The organism is Streptomyces sp. NPDC045026 (genome assembly GCF_056432625.1).
The window spans coordinates 70,368-87,850 of sequence record NZ_JBWKIS010000007.1 but is presented as its reverse complement, the minus strand read 5'-3'; the positions used below and the strand labels follow the sequence as shown (position 1 = coordinate 87,850).

The window sequence follows — 17,483 nt, the reverse complement described above, 5'->3', positions numbered from 1 at the left end:
GACGCCCCCGTTGCCGCACTGTGCGGCAACGGGGGCGTCGGCGTGTCACAGGTCACGTCGCGCCACTTGAGCCGCACCCTGCTCTTGGAGAGCTGCCAACTACCTGTAAAACTCATGGAGTCGCACGAGTGAACATGAACGATCACGCGACCGCGCGTTGGGGAGAACACGCGGCCCGTGAACCAGGGGAGGGGTAACAATGGCGCACGCGCGCCTGAGAGGCACGGGCCGTCACCGTGCCGTGAAGCCGGTCAAGGGCGGTAGACAGGTCGTGGCCATCGCCACGGTCCTCTCGGCGGCCGGGATCCAGGCCACCGCGTCCACGGGGACCGCCGCCGCGGACACCCCGACGTGGACCGAGGGGCCGATCTTCAACGACCCGCACGGCACGACGGACCAGCAGTACGCGATCCGCACCCGGCTGATCCAGCTGACGAACGCGGCGCTGCCCGGTTCGGTGATCAAGGTCGCGGTCTACCACGTGTGGGAGCAGTCGGTCGTCGACGCGCTCGTCGCGGCCAAGAAGCGCGGCGTGAACGTGCAGATACTGCTCGACGAGTCCAGCGTCAGCGACCGCCCCACCAACACCTCGTACGCCTCGCTGAAGGCCGCCCTGGGCACCAGCAGGACGAGCCCGTCCTTCGTGACGCTCTGTCCGGCGCACAAGTCCTGCCTGGGCGATCCCAAGTACGGCCAGTCGATCATGCACAACAAGTTCTGGCTGTTCTCCGCCGTCGAGGGCGCCACGAACGTCGTCGTGCAGACCACGTCGAACTCGACGCCGTCGGCGCACACGAAGTTCTACAACGACGCCCTGCTGCTGCCGAACAACGGCGTCATGTACGAGGCGTACTCGGACTACTTCACGGACATGACCGGCAAGAGCTGGTCGACGTGGGACTACCGCACCGTCAGCAACGGCCTGTACAAGGCGTATTTCTTCCCGCGGGCCGGCACGGTCAACGAGTCCGACACGATGTACTCGGTCCTCAACAACGTCGCGTGCTCCTACAAGGACCCGGTGACCGGCGCCGCGAAGAAGACCGTCATCCGGGCCGCGATCTTCAAGGTCACCCGCAAGCAGATCGCCGACAAGCTGGTCTCGCTGAAGAAGCAGGGCTGCTCCGTCAGCCTCATGTACGCGGAGACCGACAGCGCCAAGAGCCTGGGCGGCACCAAGGGGACGTGGGAGGGGCTGCACTCCACCGGCGGGCCCTCGCTGCGCTGCTTGAACGACGACCGGGACCCGCTGAACCCCGGCAAGAAGCTCACGACGCCGTACATCATCCACTCGAAGTACCTGCTGGTGGACGGCATGTACGACGGCAAGCGGAACAAGGTCACCTTCACCGGGTCGCAGAACTACACGGGCCCCGCGCTGCGCGAGAACGACGAGGCGATCGTCAAGGTCGACGACGACTCCGTGCACGACGCCTACCGCGACCACTTCAACCGGGTGTGGAACGTCGCCTGGCCCGGCACGGCCGACGCCACGGACCTGTGCAAGGGCGTCAAGCCGCTGCCGCAGGACGGTGAGAAGCCGCCCGCGTAGCCCGCGCGCACCCGGCGGAAGGGGGCTGGTTTGACCCTTTCGGCGGGTGCCCCGTAACCTTGACCGTCGGCGTCTGTTGAGCGCCGCACCCCTGAGCACCTCACCTCCCGGTTCACCGGGGGAGGCCGCTCGTCCATTCCGGAAAACCACGGGCCCTCGGGCGCGTGTGAACGGCTGGCTTCAGGGGTTTCGTTCCGAGCGAAAGAGAGATCCGCGTGTACGCCATCGTGCGCAGCGGTGGTCGCCAGCACAAGGTTGCTGTCGGCGACATCGTTGAGGTTGACAAGATTTCCACTGCCAAGGTTGGCGACACCGTAGAGCTCTCTACGCTGCTCGTTGTCGACGGCGAAGCCGTGACCAGCGACCCGTGGGTCCTGGCCGGCATCAAGGTCCAGGCCGAGATCGTGGACCACCACAAGGGCGCGAAGATCGACATCCTTCGCTACAAGAACAAGACCGGCTACCGCCGTCGTCAGGGCCACCGCCAGCAGTACACGGCGATCAAGGTCACTGAGATCCCCACGGCTGCGAAGTAAGGGACTGAGACAAGATGGCACACAAGAAGGGCGCATCGTCCACTCGGAACGGTCGCGACTCCAACGCTCAGCGGCTCGGTGTGAAGCGCTTCGGCGGTCAGACCGTCAACGCCGGTGAGATCCTGGTCCGCCAGCGCGGCACCCACTTCCACCCCGGCACGGGCGTCGGTCGCGGTGGCGACGACACCCTGTTCGCGCTGAACGCCGGTGCGGTGGAGTTCGGTACGCACCGCGGCCGCAAGGTCGTGAACATCGTTCCGGTCGCCTGAAACCCCTAGTTCCTAGGACTCAGGCTCCGTAGAGCGTTTTCGCGAGGGCGGACCTTGCTTGCCCGGCCAGAAGCTTCGGCTTCCGGATCGGGAAGCAGGTCCGCCCTTCGCGTGTTTCTAATAAACGCAGAGCAAAGACATTTCGTACTCTCCCGGCCCTCCCGCCGGGGGAACCCCCAGGAGGCACTGAACCATGACCACCTTCGTGGACCGCGTCGAACTGCATGTCGCCGCGGGTAACGGAGGCCACGGCTGTGCCTCCGTTCACCGTGAGAAGTTCAAGCCGCTCGGCGGCCCGGACGGCGGCAACGGCGGCCGTGGCGGCGACGTCATCCTGGTCGTCGACCAGTCGGTGACGACGCTCCTCGACTACCACCACTCACCCCACCGCAAGGCCACGAACGGCAAGCCGGGCGAGGGCGGGAACCGCTCCGGCAAGGAAGGCCAGGACCTCGTCCTGCCCGTGCCGGACGGCACCGTCATCCTCGACAAGGCGGGCAACGTGCTGGCCGACCTGGTCGGCCAGGGCACCACGTACGTCGCCGCCCAGGGCGGCCGCGGGGGCCTCGGCAACGCGGCGCTGGCCTCGGCCCGCCGCAAGGCGCCCGGCTTCGCGCTCCTCGGTGTGCCCGGTGACATCCAGGACATCGTCCTCGAGCTCAAGACCGTCGCGGACATCGCGCTCGTCGGCTACCCGAGCGCCGGAAAGTCGTCCCTCATCTCGGTCCTGTCGGCCGCGAAGCCGAAGATCGCCGACTACCCGTTCACGACGCTCGTTCCGAACCTCGGCGTGGTGACGGCCGGCTCGACCGTCTACACCATCGCCGACGTGCCGGGCCTCATCCCGGGCGCCAGCCAGGGCAAGGGCCTCGGCCTGGAGTTCCTGCGTCACGTCGAGCGCTGCTCGGTCCTGGTCCACGTCCTCGACACGGCCACCCTCGAATCGGACCGTGACCCGGTCTCCGACCTCGACATCATCGAGGAGGAGCTCAAGCAGTACGGCGGCCTCGACAACCGGCCGCGGATCGTCGTCCTCAACAAGATCGACGTGCCGGACGGCCAGGACCTCGCGGACCTGGTCCGCCCCGACCTGGAGGCCCGCGGCTACCGCGTCTTCGAGGTGTCGGCCGTGGCCCACAAGGGCCTCAAGGAGCTGTCCTTCGCCCTCGCCGAGATGATCGCCGCGGCGCGCGCCGCCAAGCCCAAGGAGGAGGCGACCCGCATCGTCATCCGTCCGAAGGCGGTCGACGACTCGGGCTTCACGGTCGTGCAGGAGGCGGACGGCCTCTTCCGCGTGCGCGGCGAGAAGCCGGAGCGCTGGGTGCGCCAGACCGACTTCAACAACGACGAGGCCGTCGGCTACCTCGCCGACCGCTTCAACCGCCTCGGCATCGAGGACGCCCTGATGAAGGCCGGCGCGGTCACGGGCGACGGCGTGGCCATCGGCCCCGAGGACAACGCGGTCGTCTTCGACTGGGAGCCCACGGTCAAGGCAGGCGCCGAGATGCTCGGCCGCCGCGGCGAGGACCACCGCTTCGAGGCCCCGCGCCCCGCGGCGCAGCGCCGCCGCGACGGCCAGGCGGAGCGGGACGACGCGGAGCAGGAGTACGACGACTTCAAGCCGTTCTAGCCCGTCGAGGCGGCCTGGGTCATCGGGCGGCTCCAGGTTGTCGGGCGGCGGTGCCCGGGTCGGCGGACGGAGTCCGGCGTGGCTGTCCCGAAGCCCGGGAGACCGCTTGCGGCCGAGCGGTGTGAGGGCTGCCGTGGGGAGGTTCAGCCCACCGCTTCGAGGCCTCGCGCCCCGCGGCGCAGCGCCGCCGCGACAGCCAGGCGGAGCGGGACGACGCGGAGCAGGAGTACGGCGACTTCAAGCCGTTCTAGTCCTGCCGCAGCCCGTGAAGTCTGGCCCAGCTCGTGAAGTCCGGCTCAGCTCATGAAGAAGGCCCCCGGGAGAATCTCCCGGGGGCCTTCTTCATGTTCAGCCTGCGCGCGGAGCGCTACGCCGTGACTGCGTCGCCCGACTCCGGCTCGGATTCCAGCGTTTCGGCGAACTCGTCGGCCGTGTCCGTGTCGCGCTGGCCGGGGATCTCCGTCGCGAGGCGGGACTCCATGCGGACGCGACGCTCGTCGGCCCGGGCGCACAGCGCGCGCACCGCGCCGTTGAAGCGGTCCAGGGACGGCGGGTCGGAGGGGCCCAGGAGGTGCTCCTTGAGCTCTGCGCGGGCCTCCGCGTGGGAATCCGTCTCCGGGGCGCGTACGGCCGCGAGAAGGGCGGGTACCTCCGTTGCTGCGGGCGTCAGGATCGTCGCCGCGCTCACCGTCGGGAACCCGGCGCGGAAATCACCCTCGGACATGCCGGAGGTGTTCGCGACGGCGTACGGCTTCTCGCTCGTCAGCCAGTCCGAGACGACCGAGGAGACGTCGCTGATGAGCACGTCGGCCTGGTTGAAGCAGGTGAAGATCGCCGGGCGGGCGTCCGTGATGACCAGGTGCTCCCACTCCGGGAAGGACGCCCAGTACGCGACCTCCCACGCGGCGGTCGCCTCGGCGACGGCGGCCTCCCGGTCACCGTCGGGCGTGCCCTGGAGCAGCATCCGCTCCATCTCGTCCGCGCTGGAGCGGAACGCGGTGGACGTCAGCCGATCCAGCTCGGCGGCGCGGCGCGCCAGCTCGGTGGCGGCCTCGGGGCCGGGTCGCGCGCCGGACCGCTTCGCGGCCGCCTCGCGGACCATCGCCTTGATGCGCTCGTTCGCGGCGCCCGCGCGCGGGTCGACCGAGCCGGTCATCGGGTGCGGCTTGTAGAGGAGGCGCACGGAGTCGTCGGCGAGCAGGTTCCTGACGATGTTCTCGCCGGCGAGCGGCACCGACGTGTTGCCCGGGTTGCCGTCCCAGCCCTCCCACGTGGGGGCGTACAGGACGGTCGTGTACTTGCCCGCGGGCGCGCCGGTGGAGCGCTTGATGGGCGACAGCTGCGGGCGGCCCACCTCCACGACGTCCTTGTCCTCGACGCCGATGTCGGCGAGCTGGTAGCGCTCGCGGGCCGCGGGCCCGGCCACCCACACCTCGTCGTACGCCTTCGCGTACGGGTTGCAGGAGGACAGCTTGTCGCTCTCGCCGTGGTTGATGAAGGCGTGCTTGATCGTCGGGATGCGCAGGACCTGGGAGGTCTTCGCGGCGTTCGCCGGGTGCAGCACCATCTTCAGCGTCGAGTTCTCCAGGGAGAACATCGTGGCGACCTTCGGGAAGCAGATGATCGGCACGTCGGTCGCGTCGATCTTCTGGACCATGAACCGCTCGCGTAGCACGATCAGCGGCTTGCCGTCGACCTGGGAGAGCGTGGAGAGCCACATGTTCGCCTGGTACGCGGACGACGTGCCGCCCGAGAAGTACATCGCGACGGTCGGCTCGTAGTCGGCCAGCCAGCGGTCGAGCCAGGCCATGACCTTCTGCTCGCTGAGGGCGCGCTTCTTCGGGAGCAGCCAGGTCGCGAGATAGCCCGTGCCGCCGCCGAGCAGCACGATCGAGACGCCGAGGCCGATGCCGCCCCAGAGCGCGTCGGTGGTGGCCGCCGTGATCAGCAGGCCGATGGTGCCGGGGGCGGCGAAGGTGAGCAGGCGGTGACCCTGGCGGCGGGCCAGGATGCGCGGCGGGGCCGCGGAGAGCCGCAGCTCGGACGCGTCGATGTTCCGCGTCACGATGGGCAGCGCGCGCGTGCGGCGCACCAGGACGGCCACGGCCTGGCACACGAAGTGCAGGGCGTAGAAGGCGAGCAGCGCGATGGTGAGGGGGGACTGCTCGGCCAGCGGCTCGATGCCGTCGATGCGCAGGAGACCGACCAGGATCAGCATGTCGCGCAGCAGCTGTCGGACGGTGACATCGAAGCGGATCTTGCCGAGGAGTGAGAGCAGGCCGGGCTGCTTGTACTGGAGATACGTGTCGAGCGCGAGACCCGCGGCGCTCGCGGCGACGAACACCGGGACGTACGGAATCAGCGCGCTGACGAGCTGGGCCGCGTAGAGCGCGAACATCGCGAAGAGCGCGGAGAGCTGCACGACGCGGCGGGAGGCAAGGCCGGCGGAGGGCACTGGGCGGGGCTCCTGGCAGGGGGGTCGGATGGCGGGGGGAATGAATTGCGGGGGGTGCGCGGCGTTCTTCGACGAAGGCCGACCACTGACCGTATGACTTTCGCGCCCTCGCTAGCAATCCTTCGTGACGGCAATCACCGGATAAAGGGGCAAAGGCCCCGCAACCTCTGGGCAGGAATTCCTCTCGTGGACTCCGGCGGAATTCCTCTCGCGCGAGCCTGCCGTCCGCCCCTCGGAACCCGGAGGCGCCGCGCCGTACCGCTCACGTAGATTGCAGGACGAGGGCCGTGGCCGGGACGAGGCCCGCGGCCGGTCAGCACTGATGGGGAACGCACGTGTCAGCGGCAGGGCAGGACATGAGGCAAGGCGTGGCGGAAGCCCGCAGGATCGTGGTCAAGGTCGGATCCTCCTCGCTCACCACCGCCGAGGGCGGCCTCGACGCCGACCGGGTCGACGCCCTCGTCGACGTACTCGCCAAGGTCCGCAGCGGTGGCGAGAAGGAGATCGTGCTCGTCTCGTCCGGGGCCATCGCCGCCGGACTCGCGCCGCTCGGCCTGCGCCGCCGCCCCAAGGACCTCGCCCGCCAGCAGGCGGCCGCCAGCGTCGGCCAGGGCCTCCTCGTGGCCCGCTACACCGCCTCCCTCGCGCGCTACGGCGTCCGCGTCGGCCAGGTCCTGCTCACCAGCGACGACATGGCCCGCCGCGCCCACCACCGCAACGCGTCGCGCACCCTCGACCAGCTCCTCGCGATGGGCGCCCTGCCCGTCGTCAACGAGAACGACACCGTGGCCACGGACGAGATCCGCTTCGGCGACAACGACCGGCTCGCCGCCCTCGTCGCCCACCTCGTCCACGCCGACCTCCTCGTCCTCCTCTCGGACGTCGACGGCCTCTACGACGGTGACCCGAGCAAGCCCGGCAGCTCGCGGATCTCCGAGGTCCGCGGCCCCGCCGACATCGCGCACGTCAAGATCGGCAGCGCGGGCAAGGCGGGCGTCGGAACCGGCGGCATGGTCACCAAGGTCGAGGCGGCCGGGATCGCCGCCGCCGCGGGCATCCCCGTCGTCCTCACCAGCGCGGTGCACGCCGCCGACGCGCTCGCCGCCCGCGACACGGGCACGTACTTCCACCGCACGGGCCGGCGCAGCGCCGACCGCCTCCTGTGGCTTCAGCACGCCTCCACGCCGCAGGGCGCGCTCACGCTGGACGACGGGGCGGTGACGGCGGTCGTCGAGGGCCGCAAGTCGCTCCTTCCCGCGGGCATCGCGGCCGTCGAGGGCGAGTTCAGCGCGGGCGACCCCGTCGAGCTGCGCGACACCACGGGGCGGGCGATCGCCCGCGGCCTGGTGAACTTCGACGCCAAGGAGATCCCACAGCTCATCGGCCGCTCCACCCGCGAGCTGGCCCGCGAGCTGGGACCCGCGTACGAGCGAGAGGTCGTCCACCGGGACGATCTGGTGCTGCTGCACGCCTGACCGCCGGGCGCACTCGTGAAGATCCGGCGTCCGCACCGGTCGTAAACCGTGTAAACGGCCGAAAGCCGGGCCTCCGCCGGAGGACCTTCCCCAAAACCGCCCCACGAGGGCGCTTGGCCTGCTCAACTTTGTTTCAGGAAGTTCCGCACGACCATTGCGCAAAGGAGGCCGTCGTGAGACGAGCGCGCCCAGGGGCGACGTCCCGAGGGTCGGCGGAGCGGGCACTGACCAGCGTCGCGGCCGGCGAGTCGTACCAGGGCAGCGGGCAGGAGGAGAGCGTCGTGACAGAGGAAGGCCCCCGCCTCTGGCATGTCACTCTCAGCGTCTCCGGCGCCGACGCGCCCCTCGCCGAGGTGCGGCGGGGACTCGAACAGCTGGCGCACGACCACCCCTTTCTGCTGACGAGCCGGTACGCCGTCGACCACGCCGAGATCCGCTACTGGGAAGAGGCCCGCGACCTGCACGACGCGGCCGCCGTGGCGCTGCGCCTGTGGGGCGAGCACCGCCAGAGTTCCCAGCTCCCGCCGTGGGAGATCGTCGGCCTGGAGGTCATCGACCGCGACACGTACCACCAGCGCATAGCCGAGGGCTACGGGCCCCTGCCGGCCACCCCGGTCGGCGTACACCCGTTTTAGGTCACATCTCAGGGTTCGGAACAGCCTCCGGACGGTCCTCGCGCGCCCATTACCCTGCCGATATGACCTCGCTCTCGCCGTACGACTCGATGACCCCCGTCACCCAGGCCGCCTACCGCGCCAGGTCCGCGGCCGGAGTGATCGCCCCGCTGCCGCGGGCCGCGAAGGACGACGCGCTCGCCGCGATCGCCGACGCCCTCGAAGTGCGCACGGCCGAAATCGTCGAGGCGAACGCCAAGGACGTCGCCCGCGCCCGTGAGGCCGGCACCAGCGAGTCGGTCATCGACCGCCTGACGCTGACACCCGAGCGGGTCCGCGCCATCGCCGCCGACGTGCGCGACGTCGTCGCCCTGCCCGACCCGGTCGGCACGGTCGTCCGCGGCAACACCCTCCCGAACGGCATCGACCTGCGCCAGGTCCGCGTCCCGCTCGGCGTCGTCGGCATCATCTACGAGGCCCGCCCGAACGTGACCGTGGACGCCGCGGCCCTCTGCCTCAAGTCGGGCAACGCCGTTCTCCTGCGCGGCAGTTCGTCCGCGTACGAGTCCAACACCGCCCTCGTGCGGGTGCTGCGCGACGCGGTCGGCGGCTCCGGGCTCCCCGCGGACGCCATCCAGCTCGTGCCGGGCGAGGGCCGCGACTCCGTCACCGAGCTGATGCGGGCGCGCGGCCTGGTCGACGTCCTCATCCCGCGCGGCGGCGCCTCGCTCATCAAGAACGTCGTCGAGAACTCGATCGTCCCCGTCATCGAGACCGGCACCGGCAACTGCCACGTCTACGTCGACGCCCACGCGGACCTCGACATGGCCGTCGACATCCTGATCAACTCCAAGGCGCAGCGCCCCAGCGTCTGCAACGCCGCCGAGACCCTCCTCGTCCACCAGGACATCGCCGACGCCTTCGTGCCCCGCGCCCTCGCGGCCCTCGCCGAGGCCGGCGTCACCGTGCACGCCGACGAGCGCGTCCTCGCGTACGCCGAGGGATCCAAGGCCACCGTCGTCGAGGCGACCGCGGAGGACTGGGAGACCGAGTACCTCTCGTACGACATCGCGGCCGCCGTCGTGCACTCCCTGGACGCGGCCGTGGAGCACATCCGCCTCTGGTCGTCCGGTCACACCGAGGCCATCGTCACCACCTCGCAGCAGGCGGCCCGCCGCTTCACCCAACTGGTCGACTCCACGACGGTCGCCGTGAACGCCTCGACGCGCTTCACGGACGGCGGCCAGTTCGGCTTCGGCGCCGAGATCGGCATCTCCACCCAGAAGCTGCACGCCCGGGGTCCCATGGGACTTCCGGAGCTGACGAGCACCAAGTACATCGTCACGGGCGACGGCCACACCCGGTAGTCGCGGGCCTGCGGACGGGTACAAAGGGAATTCCCGCACCGACTGCCCAAAACGACCCCCCAGGTCTAGTCTGGACGCGTGCCGGAGGACGTGGGGGGCACGCCGTTCCCTGACGGCTGGGAGCCCGACGACGACCGCGACCGCGGAAGTGCGGACGAAGAGTTCGCCTCCGTGGTCTTCGACGAGGACTTCGTGAAGGCCGCCGAGGTCCATGAACCCTCCGCGGTCGAGCGGCTGCTCGCCGCGGCGCAGGCGCGCGCCGAGGCCCAGGAAGCCGAGGCACGAAGGGCCCGCACGCGTGGCTCCGGGGTCGACGACGACCTCTACGACGACGGCTACGGATCCGACCCGCGAGTCGGCTACGGCCACGGCCCGGACGCCGACGACCTCTACGACCCCGATGTCGACGAGGACGGCTACCCGCGCCCCGGCGCCGCGAAGGTGCGCTGGCGCCGCCCTGTCGCCTGGCTGCTCGCCCTCGTCATGGGCGTCGGCATGGTCGCGCTCGCCTTCACCGCCGTCTACCGCGGCGCCTCGTCCGGCGGCCGCCAGGACCGGGTTCCGCCGCCCGCGACGACCGAGCTGGAGAAGGGCTTCCCGTCCGCCCCCAGCGCCTCGGCCGACTACTCCCAGCCACCGGTCCCCGCGACCCCCCGCACCCCCTGACCACGGACGGGCACACCCCGTGAGCACAGGGTTGAGAACCTGTCGGAAGTTGTCGTGTACCAGGGCGTTTACCGGACCCCCAGCAGACCTACCCTGAAGGTATGGGCGAGCCAGGAGACCCACCGGAGGGGACCCCCGAGAGCGCTCCCGGCGGTGGTGGCGAGGACGAGTACCGATCCGTCGTCTTCGACGAGTCGTTCATCCGTGCTGCCCGGCTCCAGGAGTTCTCCGCTCAGGAGCGCATCACTGACCACGCGCCCGCCGTACGCCGGCGCCCGGGACTGCACCGCGGCCTCACCCGGCAGGCCGTCCTCCTCGTCATCCTGATCGTCATCGCGTTCGGCACCGCGATCTACATGGGCGTGCGCAACCCGTACCAGGGCGCCACCGCCGCCCGCCGGCCCGAACCGCTGCGGATGACCGTCATCCCGCTCTCGCCGCAGGGCAAGGTGCCCGGCGCCGCCTCGGTGTCCCAGCTCTACAAGCACAGCCCCGCGGCCGAGTTCAGGACGGCCGCCGGAGGCATCAACCTGCCCCCGGAGCAGCACACCGCGCACTTCTCCGAGAGCCAGGTCTACGCCGCCCTGACCACCGTCAAGGACTATCTCGTCGAGTCCTCGCTCGACCCCGACGTGCTCACCGGGAAGACCGTGCGGCCCGTGCGGATCCTGCTCGACCCGCAGCAGCTCGACCAGTTCGACCGGAGCTTCGACCGGCCCGCCGCCGACGGACGGCACGAGGCCACCGGCTGGCTCGTCCGCTTCGACCCGAAGCAGGCCGAGCTCGCCGGCACCGGGATCCGCGTCCAGGGCACCCTGCGTGCCACGGAGACCGACGCGGACACCCTGGAGGTCGCCTCCGACCACACCTTCGTCTACGCGCTGCGCCCGGCCGGCGCCGGCTCCGACGCGAAGGCGTCCCTGTTCACCGTCCGCCGCGAGCTGCACTTCCGCTTCAACCGGGACGACCTGCGCATGCACCAGGCCGAGGTCCTCGTCAGCTATGTGCAGGCCGGTCCGCTGTCCTGCTCCGCCGACTCGGCCGCCCATCTGCACCCGCTGCTCGCGGGGCAGGCGCCGAAGGAGGGCGGCCCGGCCGGCACCGACCCGTATGACACGGGCGGCACCACCTCGCTGTGCGGTGCCCTCGCGCCGAGCGCCCAGCCTTCGCTCTGAGCCCCGGGGGACCCACGGGACCTACGGGACCTGCTCGCCGTCCTCCGGCGTCCCGTGGTTGCCGGTGTTCGCGCCGCCGTTGCCGCCGCCGAACTTCCCGCGCAGCTTGCCGCCCAGGTCGCCCGCGCCGCCCGCGATGTCCGTGACCAGCTTCATCAGCGGGTCCTTGGAGTTGCGCATGCTGTCCGCATAGTGCGAGGCCGACTGGCGGAACGAGTCGGTGACCGAGGTGTCCTTGTCCTCGGTGCGGCGCGGGTAGTGGCCGTCCATGATCCGCTGGTAGTCGCGGGTCGCGGCCCACTTCTTCAGCTCGGCCGCGCGGACCGTGGTGAAGGGGTGCGTACGCGGCATCACGTTGAGGATCTTCAGCACGGAGTCGCGCAGGTCGCCCCCGGCTTCGTACTCCTCGGCCTGCTTGAGGAACGCGTCCACGTTCATCTCGTGCAGATGGTTGCCGCCCGCGATCTTCATCAGGCCGCGCATCGACGCCTGGAGGTCCTGGCCGACCAGCAGGCCGGCGCGGTCCGCCGACAGTTCCGACTTGCGGAACCACTCGCGCAGTGCCGTGACGATCGCCATGATCGCGAGGTTGCCGAGCGGGATCCACGCGACGCGGAGCGCGAGGCTGGTCAGGAACAGCAGTATCGTCCGGTAGACCGAGTGGCCGGACAGCGCGTGGCCCACCTCGTGGCCGACGACCGCCCGCATCTCCTCCTCGTCGAGCAGCTCCACCAGGCCGGTCGTGACGACGATGATCGGCTCGTCCAGGCCGATGCACATCGCGTTCGGCTGGGGGTCCTGGTTGACGTACATCGGCGGGACCTTCTCCAGGTCCAGGATGTAACAGGCGTCCCGCAGCATGTCGTTGAGGTGCGCGAACTGGTCGTCGGAGACCCGCACCGAGTCCGACAGGAACAGCAGGCGCAGGCTGCGCTCGGGCAGCAGCCCGCTGAGCGCCTTGAACACCGTGTCGAAACCGGTGAGCTTGCGCAGTGCGACCAGCGCCGAGCGGTCCGCCGGGTGCTCGTACGCCCGCGAGGAGATTCCCTCGAAGCGCCGGCGCTGCCTGCTCGGTACGTGCTCGCGCCGGTCGTCGTTGCCATCGTTGACGTCGGGCATGCGTCCCCCATGTTCGTGTGCCGTCGTGTTCGGTTGTGCCCCCGAGGAGGTCTCCACAGTAGGCGGAGATACCGTGGCGGGGCAGCACACTGAAGGAGCGAAACGCCATGGAGCACACACCCGACGCCGCCTGGCTCACCCAGGTCGTCAGCGCCGCCGCCTCCGACCAGCAGGGCGCGGGCAATCTGCTGCGCATCGTCATCGTCGTGGGCTTCCTCGGCAGCGTGTTCCTGGGCTGGTTCCTGCTGCGCGGCTACAAGCGCGACGACTGACGCGGCCGTGGGGCACACGCGCATACGGCAGAGTCGGCGTGATCGCCGAGGACACCCCCGCATACGATGAGCGGGAAGTCTTTATCCAGACCTCATGTCACCACCCAGATCCCGACTCCCCATCCCGTCTCACCCGGATAGGTCCTGCTGACGATGAGCCTCCACAGCACCGCTGCCCAGCTGGCCACCCTCGCCGCCGAGGGCGGCGAGCACGGCGGCAACCACCCGAGCCTCAGCCCCTACCTCACCGGCGGCGGCGCCCTGTTCCTCCTGCTGCTGATGCTGTGGATCGTCACCCGTTTCAACCGGGACCGCTGACCCCTGACGGCGAAGGCACCCCGACCGGGCCAGTAGGCTCTGCACGCATGGGAGAGCAGGACATGCCTACCGGCCCGGTCAACGGCCCGGCCGGCGGCCCGGACCGGGCCCGGATCAGCACCGCCAAGCGGCGTCTCGGCGTCATGGGCGGAACGTTTGACCCGATCCATCACGGACACCTGGTGGCGGCCAGCGAGGTCGCCGCGCAGTTCCACCTCGACGAGGTCGTGTTCGTGCCCACCGGGCAGCCGTGGCAGAAGACGGACCGCCAGGTCACCCCGGCCGAGGACCGCTATCTGATGACGGTCATCGCGACCGCCGAGAACCCGCAGTTCGCGGTGAGCCGCATCGACATCGACCGCGGCGGGCCGACGTACACCACGGACACGCTGCGCGATCTGCGCGCGCTCAATCCCGACACGGACCTCTTCTTCATCACGGGCGCCGACGCCCTGGGCCAGATCCTCACCTGGCGGTACACGGAAGAACTGTTCTCCCTGGCGCACTTCATCGGGGTCACCCGGCCGGGCCACCCGCTGACCGACCCCGGTCTGCCGGAGGGCGGTGTCTCGCTCGTCGAGGTGCCGGCCCTCGCCATCTCGTCCACGGACTGCCGTGCGAGGGTCGCCAAGGGAGACCCCGTCTGGTACATGGTCCCGGACGGTGTGGTGCGCTACATCGACAAGCGCGAGCTGTACCGCGGCGAGTGAGCCGAGAGGGGCACCGGTGAACGACCGATACGACGGTTACTCGGGCAGTTACTCGGGGGACGCGTCCAACACGTCCGACCAGTACGAGCTCGTCGGCTACGACGAGTACGGGCAGCCCGTGTACCGGCAGGTGCCCCAGCAGCCTGCGCAGTACGAGTACCCGCAGCAGACCCCGGTCCAGGGCGGCCATGGGGGCCAGGGCTACGGCTACGACCCGTACGCCACAGGCCAGCAGCCGCCGGTGCCCTCGTACGACACGTACGACCCCTACGGGGCGGGTGCGCCCGTGCAGCAGGGACCACAGCAGGGACAGCCCACCTCCTACGACCCCTACGGGGCTGCCGCGGGAACGGGGCAGCAGCAGCGGGTCGAGGAGCAGACCGCGACCGCCCACATCCCGGCGCAGTCCGCGCCCCGGACCGAGCCCGCGGCGCGTGAGCGCGACGGGGCGCCCGAGTACCGGACCGAGCAGTTCTCCTTCGTCGAGGAGCCGGACGAGAACTCCGAAGACGTCATCGACTGGCTGAAGTTCACCGAGTCGCGCACCGAGCGCCGCGAGGAGGCCCGCCGCCGCGGCCGCAGCCGCGTCGTCGCCCTCGTCGTCGTCCTCGTGCTCTGCGTGACCGGCGGTGTCGGCTACCTCTGGTACGCGGGCAAGCTGCCCGGCTTCGGCTCCGCGGACTCCGGCAAGGGCGCCGCCGACACCGCGGGCCCCCAGAACCGCGACGTGATCGTCGTCCATCTGCACAACACCAAGGGCGGCGGCACCTCCACGGCGCTCCTCGTCAACAACACCACCACCAACCAGGGCACCACCGTCCTGCTCCCCAACTCCCTTGCCCTGACGGACGACGAGGGCAGCACGACGACGCTCGGCAAGTCCGTCGACGACGACGGGTCCTCCGGCACGCGCGACGCCATCGACACCGTCCTCGGCACGGACGTCGAGGGCACATGGCGGCTCGACACCCCGTACCTCAACAACCTCGTCGAACTCGTCGGCAACATCGACATCGACACCAACGCCGACGTCCCCGACCCGGCCGCCAAGTCCGGGAAGGACGGGAAGGCCGGGAAGAAGACGACGACCCCGCTGGTCAAGAAGGGCAAGCAGCAGACGCTGAGCGGCCCCATGGCCGTCGCGTACGCCACCTACCGCGCGCCCGGCGAGTCCGACACGGCGCAGCTCATGCGGTTCGGGCAGGTCATGCAGGGCGTGCTGCGCAAGCTGTCGTCCGACCCGCACGCCGCCACCGTCACCGTCCAGTCCCTCGCCCAGATCCTCGACCCCTCGCTGGGCGAGAAGGACCTCGGCGCGTTCCTCGCCAAGCTCGCCGACCGGGCCAAGGGCGGCGACTACAAGACCGCGCTCCTGCCCGTGCAGCAGGACGGCACCCTGTCCGAGCAGGCCACCGGCAGCGTCGTCAAGGACGTCCTCGGCGGCACGGTGAAGAACGCCGGAAAGGACGCCTCCGTACGCGTCGGCATCCAGAACGCCACCGGCGTGAAGGCCCGCACGGAGAAGGCCAGGGTCACGCTGGTCAACGGCGGCTACACCTTCGTCGACGCCGGGACGGGCACCGCGGTCCAGGCCGCGTCGCAGGTCACGTACCAGGACGACGACCGCAAGCAGGACGCCGTCGAGGTCGCCAAGACCCTGGGCCTGCCGACGAGCGCGGTGCGCAAGGGGAAGACCGTGACGAACGCGGACGTGTCCGTGGTCCTCGGCCAGAACTACACGGGCGGACAGTAGGCGCGCGTCCGGCCGCGGGGGCGCGTCTGTCCGGCCGGGTAATCCAGTAAGGGCCGTCGGCGGTCCGTGAGACCCTTGGGGTATCCCTTCAGGGGATTACTGCCCGCCGACGGAAAGCCTTGTAGTGACCGCCACTGACCGCTCCATCGAGCTCATCACCACCGCCGCACAGGCGGCTGCCGACAAGCTCGCGCACGACATCATCGCGTACGACGTCAGCGATGTGCTGTCGATCACCGACGCCTTCCTGCTGGCCTCCGCGCCCAACGACCGCCAGGTCAAGTCGATCGTCGACGAGATCGAGGAGCGCCTGAACAAGGAGCTCGGCGCCAAGCCGGTCCGCCGCGAGGGCGACCGCGACGCCCGCTGGATCCTCCTCGACTACGTCGACATCGTCGTCCACGTCCAGCACAGCGAGGAGCGCGTCTTCTACGCCCTCGAGCGCCTGTGGAAGGACTGCCCCGAGCTGGAGCTTCCTCAGGACGCCAAGGCCACCCGCGGCAAGGCCGCGGAGCACGCCCAGCAGACGCAGGCCGCGGAGGAGGCCGTGGAGCTTCGCGAACTGGGCGGAGAGCTGCGTTGACCGCCGCGGGGGCCGGCGCCGGCCCGGCGGGGGGACCGGCCCGCGGACAGCGCGTCATCCTGTGGCGCCACGGCCAGACCGCCTGGAACCTGGAGCGCCGCTTCCAGGGCTCCACGGACATCGGCCTGACCGAGACCGGCGTCGCCCAGGCCCGCAGGGCCGCCCGGCTGCTCGCCTCGCTGAAGCCGGACGCCATCGTCGCGTCCGACCTCAGCAGGGCCTCCGCCACGGCCGCCGAGCTGGCCGCGCTCACGGGCCTCGACGTCACGCACGACGAGGGCCTGCGCGAGACGTACGCCGGTGAGTGGCAGGGCCTCACCCACGACGAGATCATCGCCCGTTACGGCGACCAGTACGCCGCGTGGAAGCGCGGCGAGCCGGTGCGCCGCGGGGGCGGCGAGCTCGAGACGGAGGTCGCCGACCGGGCCGCTCCCGTCGTGCTGAGCCATGCGGAGAAGCTGCCGCAGGACGGCACGCTCGTCGTGGTCAGCCACGGCGGCACGATCCGCACCACCATCGGGCGCCTCCTCGGTCTCGAGTCCCACCACTGGGAAGGTCTCGGCGGTCTCTCCAACTGCTGCTGGTCCGTCCTCGGTCAGGGGGCACGCGGCTGGCGGCTGCTCGAGCACAACGCGGGCACGCTCCCGGAGCCGGTGCTCGGCGACGACGACTGAGCCTGCGACGGGGGCCGGACGGCCGGATTTCACTTTCCGGCAGGTCGCAGGCTAAAGTTCTTCTTGTTCGCAGCCGCGCAGAGCGGGGAGAACGCAAGGGGCTATAGCTCAGTTGGTAGAGCGCCTGCATGGCATGCAGGAGGTCAGGAGTTCAATTCTCCTTAGCTCCACAGTCGAAGCGTCTGCTTCACAAAGATCCCGTCCGGGTAAGGGCGGGATTTTTTGTTACCCGGCACACTTTTCCCAACTGCCTTGAGGCGCTTGGTGTCCCGGGGCGTATAGGTCTGCGGATGTGGTCCTCGTGTGTGGGTGTGT

General features: G+C 70.3%; 17 protein-coding genes and 1 tRNA gene. 16 read left to right on the top strand and 2 right to left on the bottom strand.

Going from position 1 to position 17,483, the window contains the following annotated elements; translation table 11 throughout:
* Window positions 1-199: 199 nt before the first annotated feature.
* The 4 genes from AC07EJ_RS17570 (at window position 200) to obgE (ending at window position 3,987) form a co-directional block, all read left to right on the top strand.
* Window positions 200-1,552: a phospholipase D-like domain-containing protein gene (locus AC07EJ_RS17570; protein WP_393586520.1), complete on the top strand. Its 1,353-nt coding sequence runs from the start codon at window positions 200-202 to the stop codon at window positions 1,550-1,552.
* A 215-nt stretch (window positions 1,553-1,767) separates the two neighbouring features.
* Window positions 1,768-2,088, top strand: a complete 321-nt coding sequence (gene rplU, locus AC07EJ_RS17565) for a 50S ribosomal protein L21 (protein WP_383884827.1) — start codon at window positions 1,768-1,770, stop codon at window positions 2,086-2,088.
* Window positions 2,089-2,102: 14 nt separating this feature from the next.
* The gene (gene rpmA, locus AC07EJ_RS17560) at window positions 2,103-2,357 is read left to right on the top strand and encodes a 50S ribosomal protein L27 (RefSeq protein WP_100594223.1); all 255 of its coding nucleotides are present in this window, start codon (window positions 2,103-2,105) and stop codon (window positions 2,355-2,357) included.
* 193 nt (window positions 2,358-2,550) lie between these two features.
* Complete coding sequence (gene obgE, locus AC07EJ_RS17555; RefSeq protein ID WP_393586517.1) at window positions 2,551-3,987, top strand: GTPase ObgE; 1,437 nt, start codon at window positions 2,551-2,553, stop codon at window positions 3,985-3,987.
* A 367-nt stretch (window positions 3,988-4,354) separates the two neighbouring features.
* On the opposite strand, the gene AC07EJ_RS17550 is transcribed toward obgE, so the two are convergent.
* The gene (locus AC07EJ_RS17550; protein WP_389486160.1) at window positions 4,355-6,442 is read right to left on the bottom strand and encodes a hypothetical protein; all 2,088 of its coding nucleotides are present in this window, start codon (window positions 6,440-6,442) and stop codon (window positions 4,355-4,357) included.
* 368 nt (window positions 6,443-6,810) lie between these two features.
* On the opposite strand from AC07EJ_RS17550, the gene proB reads away from it, so the two are divergent.
* The 5 genes from proB to AC07EJ_RS17525 all read left to right on the top strand — a co-directional run bounded on the left by proB (window position 6,811) and on the right by AC07EJ_RS17525 (window position 11,739).
* Window positions 6,811-7,917 (top strand): glutamate 5-kinase, encoded by a 1,107-nt coding sequence (gene proB / locus AC07EJ_RS17545; protein WP_393586515.1) that lies wholly within the window; start codon window positions 6,811-6,813, stop codon window positions 7,915-7,917.
* 173 nt (window positions 7,918-8,090) lie between these two features.
* Window positions 8,091-8,552 (top strand): hypothetical protein, encoded by a 462-nt coding sequence (locus AC07EJ_RS17540; protein WP_116513011.1) that lies wholly within the window; start codon window positions 8,091-8,093, stop codon window positions 8,550-8,552.
* 62 nt (window positions 8,553-8,614) lie between these two features.
* Window positions 8,615-9,898, top strand: coding sequence for a glutamate-5-semialdehyde dehydrogenase (locus AC07EJ_RS17535; RefSeq protein ID WP_389486156.1), 1,284 nt, complete (start codon window positions 8,615-8,617; stop codon window positions 9,896-9,898).
* Between the two features lie 78 nt (window positions 9,899-9,976).
* A complete protein-coding gene (locus AC07EJ_RS17530) occupies window positions 9,977-10,564 on the top strand; it encodes an SCO2584 family spore wall biosynthesis protein (RefSeq protein WP_389486154.1) in 588 nt (195 codons plus the stop codon).
* A 101-nt stretch (window positions 10,565-10,665) separates the two neighbouring features.
* A complete protein-coding gene (locus AC07EJ_RS17525; RefSeq protein ID WP_478884472.1) occupies window positions 10,666-11,739 on the top strand; it encodes an SCO2583 family membrane protein in 1,074 nt (357 codons plus the stop codon).
* 21 nt (window positions 11,740-11,760) lie between these two features.
* Here AC07EJ_RS17525 and AC07EJ_RS17520 read toward each other — a convergent pair whose 3' ends face one another.
* Window positions 11,761-12,858 carry a M48 family metallopeptidase gene (locus tag AC07EJ_RS17520; RefSeq protein ID WP_478884471.1) on the bottom strand — a complete coding sequence of 366 codons (1,098 nt, stop codon included), beginning with the start codon at window positions 12,856-12,858 and terminating at the stop codon, window positions 11,761-11,763.
* Window positions 12,859-12,965: 107 nt separating this feature from the next.
* Here AC07EJ_RS17520 and AC07EJ_RS17515 point away from each other — a divergent pair, with 107 nt between their 5' ends.
* From AC07EJ_RS17515 to AC07EJ_RS17485, 7 genes are all read left to right on the top strand, one after another.
* Window positions 12,966-13,130, top strand: a complete 165-nt coding sequence (locus tag AC07EJ_RS17515) for a hypothetical protein (protein ID WP_389486148.1) — start codon at window positions 12,966-12,968, stop codon at window positions 13,128-13,130.
* 153 nt (window positions 13,131-13,283) lie between these two features.
* On the top strand, window positions 13,284-13,448 hold the full coding sequence (locus tag AC07EJ_RS17510; protein ID WP_199841792.1) for a hypothetical protein: 165 nt from the start codon (window positions 13,284-13,286) through the stop codon (window positions 13,446-13,448).
* Window positions 13,449-13,495: 47 nt separating this feature from the next.
* Window positions 13,496-14,158, top strand: coding sequence for a nicotinate-nucleotide adenylyltransferase (gene nadD, locus AC07EJ_RS17505; RefSeq protein ID WP_389486147.1), 663 nt, complete (start codon window positions 13,496-13,498; stop codon window positions 14,156-14,158).
* A 16-nt stretch (window positions 14,159-14,174) separates the two neighbouring features.
* Window positions 14,175-15,911, top strand: coding sequence for an LCP family protein (locus AC07EJ_RS17500; protein ID WP_478884470.1), 1,737 nt, complete (start codon window positions 14,175-14,177; stop codon window positions 15,909-15,911).
* Between the two features lie 124 nt (window positions 15,912-16,035).
* A complete protein-coding gene (gene rsfS / locus AC07EJ_RS17495; RefSeq protein WP_389486142.1) occupies window positions 16,036-16,494 on the top strand; it encodes a ribosome silencing factor in 459 nt (152 codons plus the stop codon).
* Window positions 16,491-17,168: a histidine phosphatase family protein gene (locus AC07EJ_RS17490; RefSeq protein ID WP_389486140.1), complete on the top strand. Its 678-nt coding sequence runs from the start codon at window positions 16,491-16,493 to the stop codon at window positions 17,166-17,168. Before rsfS ends, AC07EJ_RS17490 begins: the two co-directional genes overlap by 4 nt.
* A gap of 97 nt (window positions 17,169-17,265) precedes the next feature.
* Window positions 17,266-17,338 (top strand) — tRNA-Ala (locus AC07EJ_RS17485).
* The last annotated feature ends 145 nt before the right edge of the window (window positions 17,339-17,483 follow it).